This window comes from Paracoccaceae bacterium Fryx2, from assembly GCA_032334235.1.
GTDB lineage: Bacteria > Pseudomonadota > Alphaproteobacteria > Rhodobacterales > Rhodobacteraceae > JAVSGI01.
The window spans coordinates 1,246,547-1,262,913 of record JAVSGI010000005.1; the positions used below are offsets into that span (position 1 = coordinate 1,246,547).

16 protein-coding genes and 1 tRNA gene are annotated in these 16,367 nt (G+C 68.6%); 13 read left to right on the forward strand and 4 right to left on the reverse strand.

Annotated features, from left to right (window positions below):
- Positions 1–112 precede the first annotated feature (112 nt).
- From rpsF to rplI, 3 genes are read left to right on the forward strand one after another with little or no spacing between them, the layout of a single operon-like run.
- A complete protein-coding gene (gene rpsF, locus RNZ50_15165) occupies positions 113–586 on the forward strand; it encodes a 30S ribosomal protein S6 (protein ID MDT8856334.1) in 474 nt (157 codons plus the stop codon).
- Between the two features lie 23 nt (positions 587–609).
- The gene (rpsR, locus tag RNZ50_15170) at positions 610–837 is read left to right on the forward strand and encodes a 30S ribosomal protein S18 (protein MDT8856335.1); all 228 of its coding nucleotides are present in this window, start codon (positions 610–612) and stop codon (positions 835–837) included.
- Between the two features lie 12 nt (positions 838–849).
- Complete coding sequence (gene rplI, locus RNZ50_15175) at positions 850–1,425, forward strand: 50S ribosomal protein L9 (protein ID MDT8856336.1); 576 nt, start codon at positions 850–852, stop codon at positions 1,423–1,425.
- Positions 1,426–1,574: 149 nt separating this feature from the next.
- Here the strand turns inward: rplI and tig are convergent, their stop codons facing one another.
- Positions 1,575–2,909, reverse strand: a complete 1,335-nt coding sequence (tig, locus tag RNZ50_15180) for a trigger factor (GenBank protein MDT8856337.1) — start codon at positions 2,907–2,909, stop codon at positions 1,575–1,577.
- A 23-nt stretch (positions 2,910–2,932) separates the two neighbouring features.
- Positions 2,933–3,017: transfer RNA gene (locus RNZ50_15185), tRNA-Leu, on the reverse strand.
- 202 nt (positions 3,018–3,219) lie between these two features.
- On the opposite strand from RNZ50_15185, the gene RNZ50_15190 reads away from it, so the two are divergent.
- Complete coding sequence (locus RNZ50_15190; GenBank protein ID MDT8856338.1) at positions 3,220–3,711, forward strand: Hint domain-containing protein; 492 nt, start codon at positions 3,220–3,222, stop codon at positions 3,709–3,711.
- A 45-nt stretch (positions 3,712–3,756) separates the two neighbouring features.
- Here RNZ50_15190 and RNZ50_15195 read toward each other — a convergent pair whose 3' ends face one another.
- Entirely contained in the window at positions 3,757–5,319 is a 1,563-nt protein-coding gene (locus tag RNZ50_15195; protein MDT8856339.1) for a divergent polysaccharide deacetylase family protein, read from the reverse strand.
- 144 nt (positions 5,320–5,463) lie between these two features.
- Between RNZ50_15195 and RNZ50_15200 the strand changes: the two genes are divergently transcribed.
- From RNZ50_15200 to lexA, 6 genes are all read left to right on the forward strand, one after another.
- Complete coding sequence (locus RNZ50_15200) at positions 5,464–6,051, forward strand: aminodeoxychorismate/anthranilate synthase component II (protein MDT8856340.1); 588 nt, start codon at positions 5,464–5,466, stop codon at positions 6,049–6,051.
- Positions 6,048–7,064, forward strand: coding sequence for an anthranilate phosphoribosyltransferase (gene trpD / locus RNZ50_15205; protein MDT8856341.1), 1,017 nt, complete (start codon positions 6,048–6,050; stop codon positions 7,062–7,064). The genes RNZ50_15200 and trpD overlap by 4 nt, the downstream gene beginning before the upstream one ends.
- A gap of 126 nt (positions 7,065–7,190) precedes the next feature.
- Entirely contained in the window at positions 7,191–8,003 is an 813-nt protein-coding gene (gene trpC / locus RNZ50_15210) for an indole-3-glycerol phosphate synthase TrpC (GenBank protein MDT8856342.1), read from the forward strand.
- The gene (gene moaC, locus RNZ50_15215) at positions 8,003–8,482 is read left to right on the forward strand and encodes a cyclic pyranopterin monophosphate synthase MoaC (GenBank protein MDT8856343.1); all 480 of its coding nucleotides are present in this window, start codon (positions 8,003–8,005) and stop codon (positions 8,480–8,482) included. Before trpC ends, moaC begins: the two co-directional genes overlap by 1 nt.
- A complete protein-coding gene (locus RNZ50_15220) occupies positions 8,479–9,654 on the forward strand; it encodes a molybdopterin molybdotransferase MoeA (GenBank protein ID MDT8856344.1) in 1,176 nt (391 codons plus the stop codon). The genes moaC and RNZ50_15220 overlap by 4 nt, the downstream gene beginning before the upstream one ends.
- Positions 9,655–9,738: 84 nt before the next feature.
- Positions 9,739–10,425: a transcriptional repressor LexA gene (gene lexA / locus RNZ50_15225; GenBank protein ID MDT8856345.1), complete on the forward strand. Its 687-nt coding sequence runs from the start codon at positions 9,739–9,741 to the stop codon at positions 10,423–10,425.
- Positions 10,426–10,429: 4 nt separating this feature from the next.
- On the opposite strand, the gene RNZ50_15230 is transcribed toward lexA, so the two are convergent.
- Positions 10,430–12,535, reverse strand: coding sequence for a ComEC/Rec2 family competence protein (locus tag RNZ50_15230; GenBank protein ID MDT8856346.1), 2,106 nt, complete (start codon positions 12,533–12,535; stop codon positions 10,430–10,432).
- Positions 12,536–12,609: 74 nt separating this feature from the next.
- Here RNZ50_15230 and gltX point away from each other — a divergent pair, with 74 nt between their 5' ends.
- The 3 genes from gltX (at position 12,610) to RNZ50_15245 (ending at position 16,351) form a co-directional block, all read left to right on the forward strand.
- Positions 12,610–14,034 carry a glutamate--tRNA ligase gene (gene gltX, locus RNZ50_15235; protein ID MDT8856347.1) on the forward strand — a complete coding sequence of 475 codons (1,425 nt, stop codon included), beginning with the start codon at positions 12,610–12,612 and terminating at the stop codon, positions 14,032–14,034.
- Between the two features lie 98 nt (positions 14,035–14,132).
- The gene (locus RNZ50_15240; protein ID MDT8856348.1) at positions 14,133–15,428 is read left to right on the forward strand and encodes a citrate synthase; all 1,296 of its coding nucleotides are present in this window, start codon (positions 14,133–14,135) and stop codon (positions 15,426–15,428) included.
- A 104-nt stretch (positions 15,429–15,532) separates the two neighbouring features.
- Positions 15,533–16,351 carry an ArsR family transcriptional regulator gene (locus RNZ50_15245; GenBank protein MDT8856349.1) on the forward strand — a complete coding sequence of 273 codons (819 nt, stop codon included), beginning with the start codon at positions 15,533–15,535 and terminating at the stop codon, positions 16,349–16,351.
- Positions 16,352–16,367 lie beyond the last annotated feature (16 nt).

A 16,367-nucleotide genomic window follows, 5' to 3' on the forward strand; every position in this document is an offset into this window, starting at 1 on the left:
AGGACGCGCATCCTTCCGCCAACCACGAAACCGGCGCAAACCCTCGTGGACGGGCAGCGGAAGGTCTTTTCGCCCGTCCTATGAAATGCGCTTTGACATGAACGGAGACCACATGCCGCTTTACGAGCATGTTTTCATTGCGCGTCAGGATTTGTCCAACACGCAAGCCGAAGGCCTCATCGAACACTTCTCGACCGTACTTGCGGACAACGGCGGCGCCGTCGTCGAACGCGAATACTGGGGCGTCAAGACGATGGCCTACAAGATCAACAAGAACCGCAAGGGCCACTATGCCTTCCTGAAATCCAACGCCCCGGCGGCTGCGGTTCAGGAAATGGAACGCCTGATGCGCCTGCATGACGACGTGATGCGCGTGCTGACCATCAAGGTCGATGCCCATGTCGAAGGGCCCTCGGTCCAGATGCAGAAGCGTGACGAGCGCGAGCGCGGTGACCGTCCCGACCGTGGCGACCGCCCGGATCGTGGAGACCGCCCCGAGCGCAGCTTCGGCGGTGATCGTGGTGGCGACCGTGGCGGCTTCGGTGGTGACCGTGGCGGCTTCGGTGGCGGCGACCGTCGGCGCTGATCAGGCAGGAAAGGATATATCCCATGGCGAACAAACCGTTTTTCCGCCGCCGCAAGGTCTGCCCGTTCTCGGGCGACAATGCACCGGCCATCGACTACAAAGACACGCGTCTGCTGCAGCGCTACATCTCCGAGCGCGGCAAGATCGTGCCGTCGCGCATCACCGCCGTCTCGGCGATCAAGCAGCGTGAGCTGGCCCGCGCGATCAAGCGCGCCCGCTTCCTCGCCCTGCTGCCCTACGCCGTGAAATAAGGAGCACAAGACATGCAAGTGATCCTTCTGCAACGCGTGGCCAAGCTGGGCCAGATGGGCGAGGTCGTCACCGTCAAGGACGGCTACGCCCGCAACTTCCTGCTGCCGCAGGGCAAGGCGCTGCGCGCCAATGCCTCGAACATCAAGTCGTTCGAAGCCAAGAAAGTGCAGCTTGAGGTCGCCAACCTCGAAACCCGCAAGGAAGCCGAAGTCGTGGCCGAAAAGCTTGACGGCCAGACCTTCGTGGTCATCCGTTCGGCATCGGACTCGGGCGCGCTCTACGGCTCCGTGACCACGCGCGACGCCGCCGAAGCCGCAACCGACGCGGGCTTCACCGTGAACCGCGGCCAGATCGTGCTCGACCGTCCGATCAAGGATCTGGGCCTGCACACCATCACGGTCGTGCTGCACCCGGAAGTGACCGTCAAGGTCACGATGAACGTGGCCCGTTCGGTCGAAGAAGCCGAACTGCAAGCCTCGGGCAAGTCGATCCGCGAGCTGGCAGCCGAGGCCGAAGCCGAAGCCGAGTTCGAGATCGCCGAGCTGTTCGACGAAATGGGCGCAGCCCAGGACGGCGAAGACCTCTGATCCCGACCATTTGGCCGAAACAGACCGCGCAAGGGCAACTTGCGCGGTTTTTTCGTTGCGGCGTTCGCTGCGGCGGGTGCCTTTCCCGGCCCAACATGAAAAAGGCCGCCCCACGGGGCGGCCCTCTGGCATCCGTCAGGAAAAGACGATCACATCTCGTCCAACGCCTCGATGGCCTTTTGCAGGTCGTCCTTGCTGACTTCCTTTTCGGTCACCTGGGCCCCTGCGACGATGTGGTCCACCACCTTGTCCTCGAAGATCGGCGCGCGCAGTTGCTGCTGCATCTGCGGGTTCTTCTGGACGAACTCGAAGAACGCCCGCTCCTGCCCCGGATACTGCCGCGCCTGCGCCAGCACCGCCTGCGTCATCTCGGCGTCGGTCACGGTCACTTCGGCCTTGCGGCCGATCTCGGCCAGCAGCAGGCCAAGACGCACGCGGCGCGTCGCCAGCATCTTGTGCTCCTCGGTCGGCTCGGTGGCGCCGTGGTTGTGGTCGTGCACCTCGGGGTGCTCTTCGTGCCAGAGCTGGTGGGCGATCTGCCCGGCCTCGGCATCGACCAGCGTCGCGGGCAGATCGAAGGACACCAGCGCATCCAGCTGATCCAGCAGCGACCGCTTCATCACCGCGCGTGCGGCACCGCTATACTCGGCCTCCAGCCGCGACGCGATCTGCGTGCGCAGGGCGGCCAGATCCTCGGCGCCGTATTTCTTGGCCAGTTCGTCATCGACCTCGGCCGGCTTCGGGGTCTTGACCGCCTTCACGGTGCAGGCGAACACCGCCGCCTTGCCCGCCAGATTGGCCGCGCCATAGGCTTCGGGGAAGGTCACGTTGACCTCGATCTCGTCGCCGGCCTTGGCGCCCGTCAGCTGTTCCTCGAAGCCCGGAATGAACGAGCCCGAGCCCAGCACCAGCGGATAATCCTCGGCGGTGCCGCCCTCGAAGAAGTCGCCATCGACCGAGCCCTTGAAGTCGATCACGATCTGGTCGCCGTCCTTGGCCTCGGCATCGGCCGCGCCGTCCTCGAACGCCTGGGCCGAGCTTGCCAGATTGGCAAGCGCCTCTTCCACCGCGGCCTCGTCGGCCTTCACCACCAGCCGGTCGAGCACGATGCCCGAGGCGTCGATCTCGGGGATCTCGGGCAGGGCTTCATACACCATCTCGACCACGACATCCTGGCCCTCTTTCCAGGTTTCGCCGCCGACCATCTTGACTTCGGGCTGCATCGCCGGACGGTCGCCCGAGGCTTCGAAATGCCCCTTCATCGCGCCGTCGATCGCATCCTGCATCGCGTCGCCCATCAGGCGCGGGCCATACTGCTTGCGCAGCATAGCCATCGGCACCTTGCCCTTGCGGAAACCCTTCATCTCGATGTCGGGCTGTGCCTCGATCAGCTTTTCCTGGACCTTCTTGTCCAGTTCGGCGGCCGTCACCGTGATGGTGTAGCCGCGCTTCAGACCTTCGTTAAGGGTCGGGGTGACCTGCATCTTGTCGTCCTTCTCGTGTTCTCTGGTGCGGGTGGAGGGACTTGAACCCCCACGCCTCGCGGCGCCAGAACCTAAATCTGGTGCGTCTGCCAATTTCGCCACACCCGCACATCATCCAAGGCGCGGCCCTGCCCTTCCGGCCGAACCGCGCCTTGAAAATCCGCGCCCTTCTAACAAAGCCCCGCGCGGGAAGCGAGAGGAAAAAGACGCCGCCAGTGTGATCGGAAAACCACTCGCTTTTAACAAAGCCTTAACATAAGCTTGGCAAAAGGGCTGACGTCAGATCGGCCGGGGCAGAGCAGGCAAAATCATGACACAGACCGGTTCCGGGCTGGCGCACAGCCACGGAAAACCCACGCCGATTTTCCATCGGATCCGGCTTGTCGCAGGCACGCTGGTCCTGACGCTGGAAGGGGCGCTGCCGGTCGAATTCCTCTCGCCCGGCGACCGCATCATCACCCGTGACGGCGCGCGCAGCCTGTCCGCGCTGTCGGCCGCGCCGCTCGACCGGGCCGACATGGTGCACATCCCTGCCAGCACGCTGGGCCATGGCCGCCCCGATGACGGGCTGATGCTGCCGCCAGACCAGAAACTGCTGATCCGCGACTGGCGCGCCAAGGCCCTGTTCGGCCACCCCCGGGTCATCGTCGCCGCCGCCCGGCTGATCGACGGTCAGATGATCCGGCGCGAGACCGTCACCGCGCTGCGCCTGTTCACCCTGGCTTTCGCCGCGCCGGTGGTGATCTACGCAGGCGGGCTGGAACCCGCCACCAGCCCCCAAAGGCACAGGGTCCCGGCCTGACACCCCCTGCCCGGCCCCCGCGGCCGGGCGCAGGTGCCGCCGGGCTCAGTCCGCCTTCAGAACCGCGCTGATCGGCGCCAGCGCGACCGACGCGCCGCGGCCCTCCACGCTCCATTCCAGCAGGGCGGCCACGGTCTCGGGGCGGGTTTCGCCCAGCACCGTCACCCGCCCGTCCTGCGCCGCCTTGAACGCCGCCCGGTCGAGATAGCGCCGGATCGTCGCCGCTGATTCATCAGCGCCGTCAAGGCGGCGGAAGATCAGCGTCGCAGGCACGCCGTCACGGCGCGCCACCTGATCGGCCGCGTTCAGCCCCTTGTCCCAGGTCACGAGGCCGCGCCCCTGCCCCTTGATCACCGGCACCACCTGCGTTGCCAGCGGACGGTCCGACTGGAACGCCCCGGCCTCGGTATCCAGCACCGCGACCGCTTCCGGCAGGGTGGCGGCAAGGCTCTGGAAGGTCACCTCAAGGTCCGATGCGGTGGCCCCCTGCGGGATGCCCGTGGCCAGCATCAGCACCTCCTGCCCGGCCTCCCGGTAAAGGGCGGCGGCGGTGGCGGCATCGGGGGCGGCGGGGTCGATGGCGAAGGTCACCGGAAACGGCAGCGCGGCCAGCGCCGTGCGGTCCAGCGCCGGTCCGCCGGTGTCGAGCAGGATCACGGCGAACAGCGGCTTCTGCGCCGGGTTCTCGAACGGCCGGGCGTAGCGGTGCAGCGGCGCAAGTTCGGCGGCTGCCGGTTCGGCAGCAGGGGTCGGTTGCGGGGTGCCGATGCGCGGCAGCCGGTCGGCGGTCACGCCGTCGATCGCCCCGCCAAAGCCGGGCGTGGGCAGCGGGGCATCGCCCCGGACCGCCCCGGCCGGAGCGGGCCCGGGGGTCTGGTCGGCGGCCGGGACGGGATCGGCCGGGGCGGGTTTGGACGGGGCTTGCTCGGCCGGGGCGGGGGGGGGCGCGTCGGGGGCGGTGCGCAGCAGCGCCTCTTCCTCGGGGGTCAGCGGCGGCGGCGGCGGCAGGTCGATGGCGGCGGGCGTCTGTTCGGCGGGCGGGGCCGCAGGCCGGGTCGGGTCCGTGGCGGCGCGCACCGGATCGGACGACGGTTCCGGCACGCGGTGCCGGCCCGGGGCCGCCGCTGCTTCCGGCACGGAAAGCCCTGCCGGAGACTGGTCGGGCGTCACCGGCCGCAAGGCGGCCATTGTGTCGGGCTGCGGCGCCTGCACCGCATCGGGCGGGAGGACGGCGGGGGCGGGGCCTTCGGCAAGGGCCGGGTCGGCCGCAGGCAGGATCGGGGCGACATCGGGCCGGGGCCTGGCAAACTCCGACCCCGGGGGTGGCGCCATGCTTTCGGTCACGGCGGCCGAAGGGGTCGCGGCATCGGTTGCGGGCGGGCCGGCCACGCCGGGCTCCCCGGCCTCCGGCACGACCGGGGCCTGCGCGACCGGCGCGGCTTCGGGGGCCTGCGCGACCGGCGGGGCTTCGGGGGCTTGCGGTTCCGGGCGCTGGACGGCGGGTGCCGAAGGCAGGCGCCCCGGCAGCGGGGCCATCTGCGACGCCACGCCCAACCCAAGCACCGCCACCGCGCTGCCCCAGACCATTCCTGAAACGAAACCCCGCACCGGCCTGCCTCCGTCCTGCTGCAACTATGCCGCTTGCGTCGGGGCGGGTTTCCCTTGACGCCCCCCTGCGGCTCTGCCCATCTATAGCGCGACGCCGCGCGGGGTTCACCCCCTAACCACATCAATCCGTCCGGGACCCGCAAGATGCTGCTTCTGATCGACAACTACGACAGCTTCACCTATAATCTGGTGCATTATCTGGGCGAACTCGGCGCCGATGTGCTGGTGCGGCGCAACGACGCGCTGGACGTGCAGGCGGCCATTGCGCTGCGGCCTTCGGCCATCGTGCTGTCACCGGGGCCCTGCGATCCGGCGCAGGCGGGCATCTGCCTGCCGCTGACGCTGGCCGCGGCCGAGGCGAAGATTCCGCTGCTGGGCGTCTGCCTTGGCCACCAGACCATCGGGCAGGCGTTCGGTGGCCGGGTGATCCGCTGCCACGAAATCGTGCATGGCAAGATGGGGGTGATGCATCATTCCGGCGTCGGGGTGTTCGCCGGTCTGCCCTCGCCGTTCCTCGCCACCCGCTATCACAGCCTGATCGTCGAGCGTGCCACCCTGCCCGACTGCCTCGAGGTGACCGCCTGGCTGGAGGATGGCACCATCATGGGCCTGCGCCACCGCAGCCTGCCGATCGAGGGCGTGCAGTTCCACCCCGAAAGCATCGCCTCGGAACACGGCCACCAGCTCTTGCACAATTTCCTCGACGCGGCCCGCACGGAGGCCCCCGCATGAGCGACCGCCTGCGCCCGCTGATCGGGCTTGCCGCCGACCGCCCCCTCAGCCGGGCCGAAGCGCAGACCGCCTTCGAATGCCTGTTCGACGGCGAGGCGACGCCTGCCCAGATGGGCGGGCTGCTGATGGCGCTGCGCACACGGGGCGAGACGGTGGACGAATACGCCGCCGCCGCAAGCGTGATGCGCGCCCGCTGCAACCGGGTGCGCGCGCCCGAGGGTGCGATGGACATCGTCGGCACCGGCGGCGACGGCAAGGGCACGCTGAACATCTCGACCGCCACGGCTTTCGTGGTGGCGGGGGCGGGGGTGGTGGTGGCCAAGCACGGCAACCGCAACCTTTCGTCGAAGTCGGGCGCGGCGGATGCGCTGACCGAGATGGGGCTGAACGTGATGGTCGGGCCCGAGGTGGTGGAACGCTGTCTGGCCGAAGCCGGGATCGGCTTCATGATGGCACCGATGCATCACCCGGCAACGCGCCACGTCGCCCCGGTGCGGATGGAGCTTGGCACGCGGACGCTGTTCAACATCCTCGGCCCGCTGACCAACCCCGCCGGGGTCACGCGGCAGCTGACCGGGGCGTTTTCGGCGGCGCTGATCCGCCCGATGGCCGAGGTGCTGCTGGCGCTGGGGTCGAAGAAGGCCTGGCTGGTGCACGGCGGCGACGGCACCGACGAGATCTCGATTGCCGCGCCGACGCAGGTGGCGGCGCTGGAGGGCGGCAAGGTGCGCGAGTTCGTGCTGCACCCCGAGGATGCCGGGCTGCCGGTGCATCCCTTCACCGCGATCATGGGGGGCACGCCATCCGAGAATGCGCAGGCCCTGCGCGACCTGCTCGACGGGGCGGAGGGCGCCTACCGCGATGCGGTGCTGCTGAACGCCGCGGCGGCGCTGATGGTGGCCGACCGGGTGACCAGCCTGCCCGAAGGCGTGGCGCTGGCGCGCGACAGCATCGGGTCGGGTGCGGCCAAGGCCAAGGTGGCCGCCCTGGCCCGACTGACCAACCGAGGCTGATGCCCCCGATTTTTCTACGAAAAATCCGGCATCCCGTTGCGGGTGGGCGCCTGTTGTCGCCGGATGTGCACCCCCTGCGCCGCGACTCTCTTCCCTTCCCCCCCGCGATTGACTAGGTTTTCCCGCATGAGCACCATTCTTGACCGCATCAAGGCCTACAAGCTGGAGGAGATCGCCTCCCGCAAGGCTGCCCGTTCGCAGGCAGAACTGGAGGAAGCCGCGCGTGCCGCCCCGCCGCCGCGCGGCTTTGCCCGCGCGCTGCAGGAAGCCGCCGCCACCGGCTATGGCCTGATTGCCGAGATCAAGAAGGCCAGCCCGTCGAAGGGGCTGATCCGCGCCGATTTCGACCCGGTGGCACTCGCCCTCGCCTACGAGGCCGGGGGGGCCACCTGCCTGTCGGTGCTGACCGACACGCCGTCGTTTCAGGGGGCCGACGCCTACCTCACTGCGGCCCGGCAGGCCGTCAAGCTGCCCTGCCTGCGCAAGGATTTCCTTTACGACCCGTGGCAAGTCGCCGAAAGCCGCGCCCTCCATGCCGATTGCATCCTGATCATCATGGCAACGGTGTCGGATGCACAGGCGGTCGAACTGGAAGAGGCGGCGACCGCCTGGGGGATGGATGCGCTGATCGAGGTGCATGACCGGACCGAACTGGAACGCGCCGCCCTTCTGAAATCGCCGCTGATCGGCATCAACAACCGCAATCTGAACAGCTTCGAGGTCACGCTGCAAACCACGCGCGATCTGGCGCGGCTGGTGCCCGAGGACCGGCTGATCGTGTCGGAAAGCGGCCTGTCCACGCCGGACGATCTGGCCGATGTGGCCCGCTACGGTGCGCGCTGCTTCCTGATCGGCGAAAGCCTGATGCGGCAGGCCGACGTGACGGCGGCGACGCGCGCGATTCTCCAGGCGCCGCTGACGGCGCAGGGCGGCGTGTGATGTCGGGGCTCTCGCATTTCGACGGCGAGGGCAATGCCCATATGGTCGACGTGTCGGGCAAGCCGGTCACCGACCGCACGGCGGTGGCGCGCGGGTCGGTGCGGATGAGCGGCACCACCCTGGCGCTGATTGTCGAGGGCCGCGCCAGCAAGGGCGATGTGCTGGGCGTGGCGCGTCTTGCCGGCATCATGGCGGCCAAGAGGACCGCCGACCTGATTCCACTGTGTCATCCCTTGCCGCTGACCCGCGTCTCGCTGGACCTGACAGCCGACCCGGCCCTGCCGGGCATCGTGATCGAGGCCACCGTCAGGACCGCAGGCCAGACCGGGGTCGAGATGGAGGCGCTGACCGCCGTATCGGTCGCGGCGCTGACGATCTACGACATGGTCAAGGCGGTCGAAAAATCCATGGTGATCGGCGACATCCGGCTTGTGCTGAAAGACGGCGGAAAATCCGGGCGCTACGAGGCAGGCCCGTGATTTCGGTCGAAGAGGCGCTGGCCCGGGTGCTGGCGCTGGCCGCCCCGCTGGGCGCGGAAGACGTGCCGCTGGGCCTTGCGGCGGGGCGGATGCTCTGCGTGCCCGTCGCGGCGCGGCGCGACCAGCCGCCGTTCGATTCCTCGGCGATGGACGGCTATGCCGTGCCGGGCGAACCACGGGCCGGCGACAGCTTCACCGTGGTGGGCGAGGCCGGGGCGGGCCACGGATGGGCCGGGGCGCTGGCCCCCGGTCAGGCGCTGCGCATCTTCACCGGCGCGCCGCTGCCTGCGGGGGCTGCGCGGGTGATCATCCAGGAGGACGTGACCGCCGCAGGCGACCGCATCACCCTGTCTGCGGTGTCGGGCGGCAGCAACATCCGCCCGGCGGGGCAGGATTTCCGCGCGGGTGACACGGTGTCGCCGCGCCGCCTTGGCCCGAACGACCTGGCGCTGCTGGCCGCGATGAACATCCCGCTGGTGCCGGTGTCGCGCCGCCCGGTGGTGGCGCTGATCGCCACGGGTGACGAGCTGGTGATGCCCGGCGAAGACCCGGGGCCGGACCAGATCATCGCCTCCAATACCTTCGCGCTGAAGGCGCTGGTCGAGGCCGAGGGCGGCGTGGCGCGGATGCTGCCCATCGCCCGCGACACCGAGGCCGACCTGCGCACCGTGCTGGGGCTGGCCGAGGGCGCCGACCTGATCGTGACCATCGGCGGCGCCTCGGTCGGCGACCATGATCTTGTCGCCCGCGTCGCGGAGGGGCTGGGGATGGAGCGGGCGTTCTACAAGATCGCGATGCGCCCCGGCAAGCCGCTGATGGCGGGTCGGCTCGGCGGCGTGCCGATGCTGGGGCTTCCCGGCAACCCGGTGTCGGCCATCGTCTGCGGCCATCTGTTCCTGTTGCCGATGCTGCGCGCCATGCTGGGCCACCCCGACCCCGCGCCACAGCCCCGCCGCGCCATGCTGGCCACCGCTGTCGGCCCGGCCGGACCGCGCACCGACTACATGCGGGCGCACCTGGTGGCCGGAGACGGCCTGCCCGGCATCACCCCGTTTTCCCGGCAGGATTCCGCCCTGCTGGGTGTGCTTTCGCAGGCCGACGCGCTGCTGATCCGGCCGCTGGGCGACGGTCCGCGCGCGGCAGGCGACGAGGTCTGGTATCTTCCGATCTGAGCGACGCAAGATGCTTGACACAAACCGGGAACACGGGCAGAACATTATGTTAACACGAATGCCGCACCTGCCGGAGGATCACCGATGCTGACCCGCAAGCAACTGGAACTGCTCGATTTCATCAAGACGCGGACCGACCGCGACGGCGTTCCTCCGTCTTTCGACGAAATGAAGGATGCGCTGGACCTGCGGTCGAAATCGGGAATCCATCGCCTGATCACGGCGCTGGAGGAGCGGGGCTTCATCCGCCGCCTGGCCCACCGCGCCCGGGCGATCGAGATCGTGAAGCTGCCCGAAGCGATGGAACGCCCCGGCTTTTCGCCACGGATGATCCAGGGCGACAAGGTCGATCCGCCGCAGGGTGCAATGCCGGTGTCGGCGGCCTACGCGCTGGAACTGCCGGTGATGGGCCGGATCGCGGCCGGCGTTCCGATCGAGGCGATCTCGGAAGTGTCGCATCACATCACGGTGCCGGGGTCGATGCTGTCGGGCCAGGGCCAGCACTATGCCCTTGAGGTCAAAGGCGATTCGATGATCGAGGCCGGCATCAACGATGGCGACATCGTGGTGATCCGCGAACAGAGCACCGCCGAGAATGGCGACATCGTCGTGGCGCTGGTCGAGGATCTCGAAGCCACGCTGAAACGCTTTCGCCGCCGTGGCGCGATGATCGCGCTGGAAGCGGCCAACCCGGCCTACGAGACGCGGGTCTATCCCGACCATCAGGTGAAGGTGCAGGGGCGGCTGGTCGGGCTGATCCGCAGCTACTAGGCGGTCATTCCGCCGCCAGCAGCAGCGGCAGGTCGGCGGGCTGTTCCGGGTCGGGCCCCGGCCCGGTCCACAGTCTGCGGGCGCGGAAGGTCGGCTGCAATCGCAGGCCATCGGGCCCGGGCCAGACCGCCAGCGTGCCGGTGCGCAACAGCAGGCCCGCGTCGATCACCTGACACCCCGGCGGGGCGGTGGCGGCCTCGGTCACGATCACCAGATCGGCGCTGGTGCAGGCTTCGGCCACGCGCCCGGCCGATCCCTTGCCCTTCAGCACCACGCCGCGCCAGTCGCCCAGCACGAAGCGCCGCGCACCCTTGTCGCCCTCGAACCCCGGCCGGGCAGCCGCGCTGATCTGGTCGGTCAGGTCGCCGTCGTTTTCCAGCCAGCTTTCGGCGGCGAACCCTGCCCCGCGCGGTGAGGACAGTGCCCGCCCCTCGGGGCCCAGAAGCCCGGCCAGCCCGCCATCCGCGCTGATCAGCAGCGGCGGCCGCTCGGCCATGGCCCACAGCACCAGCGCCGCAACCATCGGCACGATGCCCGCCAGCCGCACCGGCCCGCGCCACAGCACCAGCCACAGTGCCCCCAGCGTCAGCACCGGCAGCACCAGCGGGCCGGGCGCGATGATCCCGGTCAATGCGCCTTCGAAACCTGCGACCCAGCCCGCCGACCACAGGATCCAGGCCGACCCCCGCCCCATGACCCAGAGCGGCAGCGCCTCCAGCCCGAAGGGGGCGGCCAGCGCGGCAACCGTGCCCGCAGGCATCACCACCGCCCCCATCACCGGGACCGTCATCAGGTTGGCCAGCAAGCCGTAGTCGGCCACCCGGTTGAAGGTCGCAGCCCCGTAGGGTGCCGTGGCAAACCCTGCCAGCACCGACGAGAGCACCAGCGTCGCCACCGGCAGCGCCCAGCGCGGCAGCCGGTTGCGCATCACCTGCCCCTCCACCGCACCGAAGCCCGCGATCAGTGCCGTGGTGGCGGCGAACGACATCTGGAAGCCTGGCGACAGCAGGCTTTCCGGCTTGAGTATCAGCAGGATGCAGCCCGAGATTGCCACCGACCGCAGCGACAGCGCCCGCCGGTCCAGCAGCACCGCCCCCAGCATCACCGCGACCATGATGAAGGCGCGTTCGGTCGCGACATTGGCGCCCGAGAGCAGCAGGTAGAACCACGCCACCCCCAGCGACACCAGCGCCGCCAGTTTCTTCGAGTTGACCCGCAGCGCCAGCACCGGCACCAGCGCCAGCCCGTAGCGCAGCGTGGCGAAGACGAAGCCGATCAGGAAGGCCATGTTCATCCCCGAGATCGCCAGCAGATGCGTCAGGCTGGAACCGCGCAGATCCTCGATCGCCTGGAGGCTGAGGCCCGAGCGGTCGCCGGTCATCACGCCAGACGAAAATGCGCCGGGATCGCCCGGCACCGCAGCCTGTATCCCCGCCGACAGCCGGCTTCGCATTCGGTTGACGATTTGCGCCCAGGGTTCGGGCGGGGCCAGCAGCAGGACCGGCGTGCGGGAATAGCCGATGGCCCCCAGCCGCTCGAAATACGCGAGGCGCTGGAAATCGAAGCCCCCGGGCTCGGGCGGGCCCTCGGGGGCGGCAAGATGGCCGGTCAGGATCACCAGCATTCCGGGTTCGGGGGTCAGATATTGCTTGCCGTGCAAGGAGATGCGCACCCGTTCCGGCGTGCGCTCGGGGGAGACGCGGTTCAGAACCACCTGGTCCAGCGTCAGGCGCATGTGGTCGGACGCCGAGCGGTCAACCAGCACCACCCGCCCCTCGATCGCGCCGTAATAGCGGAACGACAGGATCGGGGCGGCTACGCTGTGCGCACGCACCCCCGCCAGCAGCGCGCCCAGCGCCAGTGCCGCCAGCGCCACGGCAAACGGATGGCCATGTTCGGGCCCCCACAGGCGCAGCGCCGTGCCCAGAGCCACCACGGCCAGGGCGCCGGCATAGAACCGCAGCCCCGGCTCGAACGGCAGCGTGAACCACAGCCCGATGCCGATCGCCATGAACACCGGCAGCCAGGGGAACAGGATGCCCCGCGCCTCGGCCAGAGCCTGCAGCGGGGTCCACCGCAGCGATCCGATCAGGAGCCACAGCCTGCCCACCTTGTTTCCTGCCCCGCGATTGCCTAGACAGGCCCGACCCTATCCGCCACGTGGTTTCCAAAAGGTTAAGACGCATGTCCGCGACACCCCAGACTGCCCCCGACAAGCCGGTCGTGACCCGCTTTGCCCCGTCGCCGACCGGGTATCTGCACATCGGCGGCGGGCGGACGGCGCTGTTCAACTGGCTTTACGCGCGGGGGCGGGGCGGCAGGTTCCTGTTGCGGATCGAGGATACCGACCGCGAACGCTCGACCCCCGAGGCCACCGCCGCGATCCTGCGCGGGCTGACGTGGCTCGGGCTCGACTGGGATGGCGAGGTGGTCAGCCAGTTCGACCGCCGCGAGCGCCACGCCGAGGTCGCGCGCGAGATGCTAGCGCGAGGATCGGCCTACAAGTGCTTCTGCACGCAGGAGGAAATCGAGGCATTCCGCGAGGCGGCGCGGGCCGATAACCGCTCGACCCTGTTCCAGAGCCCGTGGCGCGATGCCGATCCCGCCACCCACCCCGACGCGCCCTACGTCATCCGCATGAAGGCCCCGCGCGGCGGCGAGACGGTGATCGAGGATGCGGTGCAGGGCACGGTGCGCTTTGGCAACGACCATCTGGACGACATGGTGTGCCTGCGCTCGGACGGCACGCCGACCTACATGCTGGCCGTGGTGGTCGATGACCATGACATGGGCGTCACGCATGTGATCCGCGGCGACGACCACCTGAACAACGCGGCGCGGCAGACCATGGTCTATCAGGCGATGGGCTGGGACATCCCGGTCTGGGCGCACATCCCGCTGATCCACGGGCCGGACGGCAAGAAGCTGTCCAAGCGCCACGGCGCGCTCGGGGTCGAGGAGTATCAGGCGATGGGCTATCCGGCCGCCGGGATGCGCAACTATCTGACACGGCTGGGCTGGGCGCATGGCGACGCCGAATTCTTCACCTCGGAACAGGCGATGGGCTGGTTCGACCTGTCGGGAATCGGACGGGCGCCGGCCCGACTCGACTTCAAGAAGCTGGAAAACCTGTGTGGCCAGCACATCGCCGCGGGGACCGATGCTGCGCTGCTGCGTGAAATGCGGGCATATCTGGCGGCGGCAGACCAGCCCGCGCTGACCGACGCACAGGCCGACCGGCTGCTGCGGGCGATGTACTGCCTGAAGGACAGGGCGAAGACCTTCCCGGAACTTGTTGAAAAGGCTCATTTTGCGCTGACATCCCGGCCGATCGTCCCCGATGCGGCGGCAGAGAAGGCGCTTGACGCGGTATCCCGTGGTATACTGATTGAATTGACGCCGCGACTGCGAGATGCTAGCTGGTCAAAGGAAGAACTGGAAACCATCCTGACGGAAGTGGCCACGGCCCATGGCCTCGCGTTCGGCAAGATGGCTGCCCCCTTGCGTGCGGCGCTTGCCGGGCGCACCGTGACGCCCAGCGTATACGACATGATGCTGGTCATCGGTCGGGACGAGACGATTGCGCGACTGGAGGATGCCGCGGCCTGACCCGCCGCAGACCCCTCTCGCGTCCGCGGCCCCCTTGGGGCACCACGATTGCCGAGCCCCGCCGGGGCGACCGGCGCGCCAACCGAGAGGGATGACAGATGCCTGCAAAGACCAAATCCGCCACGCTGACCTTCGGCACCAAGGTGATCGACCTGCCGATCCTTTCGCCCACACTGGGGCCGGATGTGCTGGACATCCGCAAGCTTTATGCCGAAGGCGATGTCTTCACCTACGACCCCGGCTTCACCTCGACCGCCGCCTGCGAAAGCGCCATCACCTATATCGACGGCGACAAGGGCGAGCTGCTGCACCGGGGCTACCCGATCGAGCAGCTTGCCGAGCATTCGCATTACCTGGAACTGTGCTACCTGCTGCTTTACGGCCAACTGCCCACCGCGGTGCAGATGGCCGACTTCGAGGGCCGGGTAACGCGGCACACCATGGTGCACGAGCAGATGCACTATTTCTTCCGCGGTTTCCGGCGTGACAGCCACCCGATGGCAACCATGGTCGGCGTGGTCGGCGCGATGAGCGCGTTCTACCACGACAGCCTTGACATCAACGATCCGTGGCAGCGCGAAGTGGCCGCGATCCGCATGATCGCCAAGCTGCCGACGATTGCGGCGATGGCGTTCAAGTATTCGCTGGGCCAGCCGTTCATCTACCCGAAGAACAGCCACGATTACGCCTCGAACTTCCTGCACATGTGCTTTGCCATCCCGGCCGAGGACTATGTGGTGGACCCGATCCTGTCCAAGGCGATGGACCGGATCATGATGCTTCATGCCGACCACGAGCAGAACGCCTCGACCTCGACCGTGCGGCTGGCCGGGTCTTCGGGCGCCAACCCCTTTGCCTGCATCGCGGCCGGGATCGCCTGCCTCTGGGGCCCGGCGCATGGTGGCGCCAACCAGGCTTGTCTGGAAATGCTGCGCGAGATCGGCACCGTGGACCGCATTCCGGAATACATCCGCCGCGCCAAGGACAAGGACGACCCGTTCCGCCTGATGGGCTTCGGGCACCGGGTCTACAAGAACTTCGACCCGCGCGCCAAGGTGATGAAGGAAAGCGCCGACGAGGTGCTGGGGCTGATGGGCATCCACAACAACCCCACGCTTCAGGTTGCCAAGGAACTGGAACGCATCGCGCTGGAAGACGAGTATTTCGTCTCGAAGAAGCTTTACCCCAACGTCGATTTCTATTCCGGCATCATCCTCGATGCGATGGGTTTCCCCACCGCGATGTTCACCCCGATCTTCGCGCTGTCGCGGACCGTCGGCTGGATCTCGCAGTGGCGCGAGATGATCGCCGACCCGACCCAGCGCATCGGCCGCCCGCGCCAGCTTTACACCGGCTCGCCGGCCCGCAACTACATCGACGTGCGTCACCGCTGATCCATCCTTCATGCGACCCCGAACGGCAGCCCCAGCGGCTGCCGTTCTGCTTTGTCATGAAACCTTCACTGGCAGAGTAGGTTCATTTCCAGTATTCATGAATTATGGAAATGAACGCCGCCAACCTTTTCGCCACCCTCGGCCATGACGGCCGCCTCGCGGTGTTCCGCCTGCTGCTGCGCCGCGCCCCGCACGGCGTGCGGCCGGGCGAGATGACCGAGGCGCTGGGGCTGAAGCCCTCGACCCTGTCGGTCTACCTTGCCGCACTGGAGACGGCGGGGCTGGTCACGGCCGAACGGCAGGGGCGAGCGATCCTCTACCGCAGCGACCTGCCGCAGACGGCGCGGCTGGTGGCCTACCTCTTCAACGATTGTGGCCGGGGCCGGGCCGATCTGGCCCCCGACACCCCAACACCGGAGTATGCCATGCCCCGCCCGCTCAACGTGCTGTTCGTCTGTTCGGGCAATTCCGCCCGGTCGATCTTTGCCGAGGCGCTGCTGCGCGACCTTGGGCAGGGCCGCTTTGTCGCCCATTCGGCGGGCACCCGGCCGCAGTCCCAGCTCAACCCAACCGCGCTGGAGGTGCTGGCGCGCAACGGCCACGACATCGGCAGCCTGCGCGCCAAGTCGGTGGCCGAGTATCAGACCGCCGACTCCCCGGTGTTGGATTTCGTGTTCACGGTCTGCGACGCGGCGGCCAACGAAGGTTGCGCCCCCTGGCCGGGCCAGCCGGTAACCGCGCATTGGGGCCTGCCCGACCCCGCGCTGGCCACCGGCACTGCGGCCGAACGCGCGCTGGCCTTCGCCCAGACCTACGCCGCCCTGCGCCGCCGCATCATCGCCTTCACCGCCCTGCCCTTTGCCGAACTGGAAAAGGTGGCGCTGCAAGCCCGCGTCGACACCATCGGCCGCACCGACACCTGAACGACAAAGGACCGCC

Excerpts from the sequence above, each read along its gene's own strand:
- rplI (MDT8856336.1), top strand. The coding sequence starts at position 850 with ATGCAAGTGATCCTTCTGCAACGCGTGGCCAAGCTGGGCCAGATGGGC.
- RNZ50_15245 (MDT8856349.1), top strand. The coding sequence starts at position 15,533 with ATGGAAATGAACGCCGCCAACCTTTTCGCCACCCTCGGCCATGACGGC.
- RNZ50_15200 (MDT8856340.1), top strand. The coding sequence starts at position 5,464 with ATGCTGCTTCTGATCGACAACTACGACAGCTTCACCTATAATCTGGTG.
- trpD (MDT8856341.1), top strand. The coding sequence starts at position 6,048 with ATGAGCGACCGCCTGCGCCCGCTGATCGGGCTTGCCGCCGACCGCCCC.
- moaC (MDT8856343.1), top strand. The coding sequence starts at position 8,003 with ATGTCGGGGCTCTCGCATTTCGACGGCGAGGGCAATGCCCATATGGTC.
- RNZ50_15240 (MDT8856348.1), top strand. The coding sequence starts at position 14,133 with ATGCCTGCAAAGACCAAATCCGCCACGCTGACCTTCGGCACCAAGGTG.
- lexA (MDT8856345.1), top strand. The coding sequence starts at position 9,739 with ATGCTGACCCGCAAGCAACTGGAACTGCTCGATTTCATCAAGACGCGG.
- RNZ50_15190 (MDT8856338.1), top strand. The coding sequence starts at position 3,220 with ATGACACAGACCGGTTCCGGGCTGGCGCACAGCCACGGAAAACCCACG.
- tig (MDT8856337.1), bottom strand. The coding sequence starts at position 2,909 with ATGCAGGTCACCCCGACCCTTAACGAAGGTCTGAAGCGCGGCTACACC.
- rpsR (MDT8856335.1), top strand. The coding sequence starts at position 610 with ATGGCGAACAAACCGTTTTTCCGCCGCCGCAAGGTCTGCCCGTTCTCG.
- trpC (MDT8856342.1), top strand. The coding sequence starts at position 7,191 with ATGAGCACCATTCTTGACCGCATCAAGGCCTACAAGCTGGAGGAGATC.
- rpsF (MDT8856334.1), top strand. The coding sequence starts at position 113 with ATGCCGCTTTACGAGCATGTTTTCATTGCGCGTCAGGATTTGTCCAAC.
- gltX (MDT8856347.1), top strand. The coding sequence starts at position 12,610 with ATGTCCGCGACACCCCAGACTGCCCCCGACAAGCCGGTCGTGACCCGC.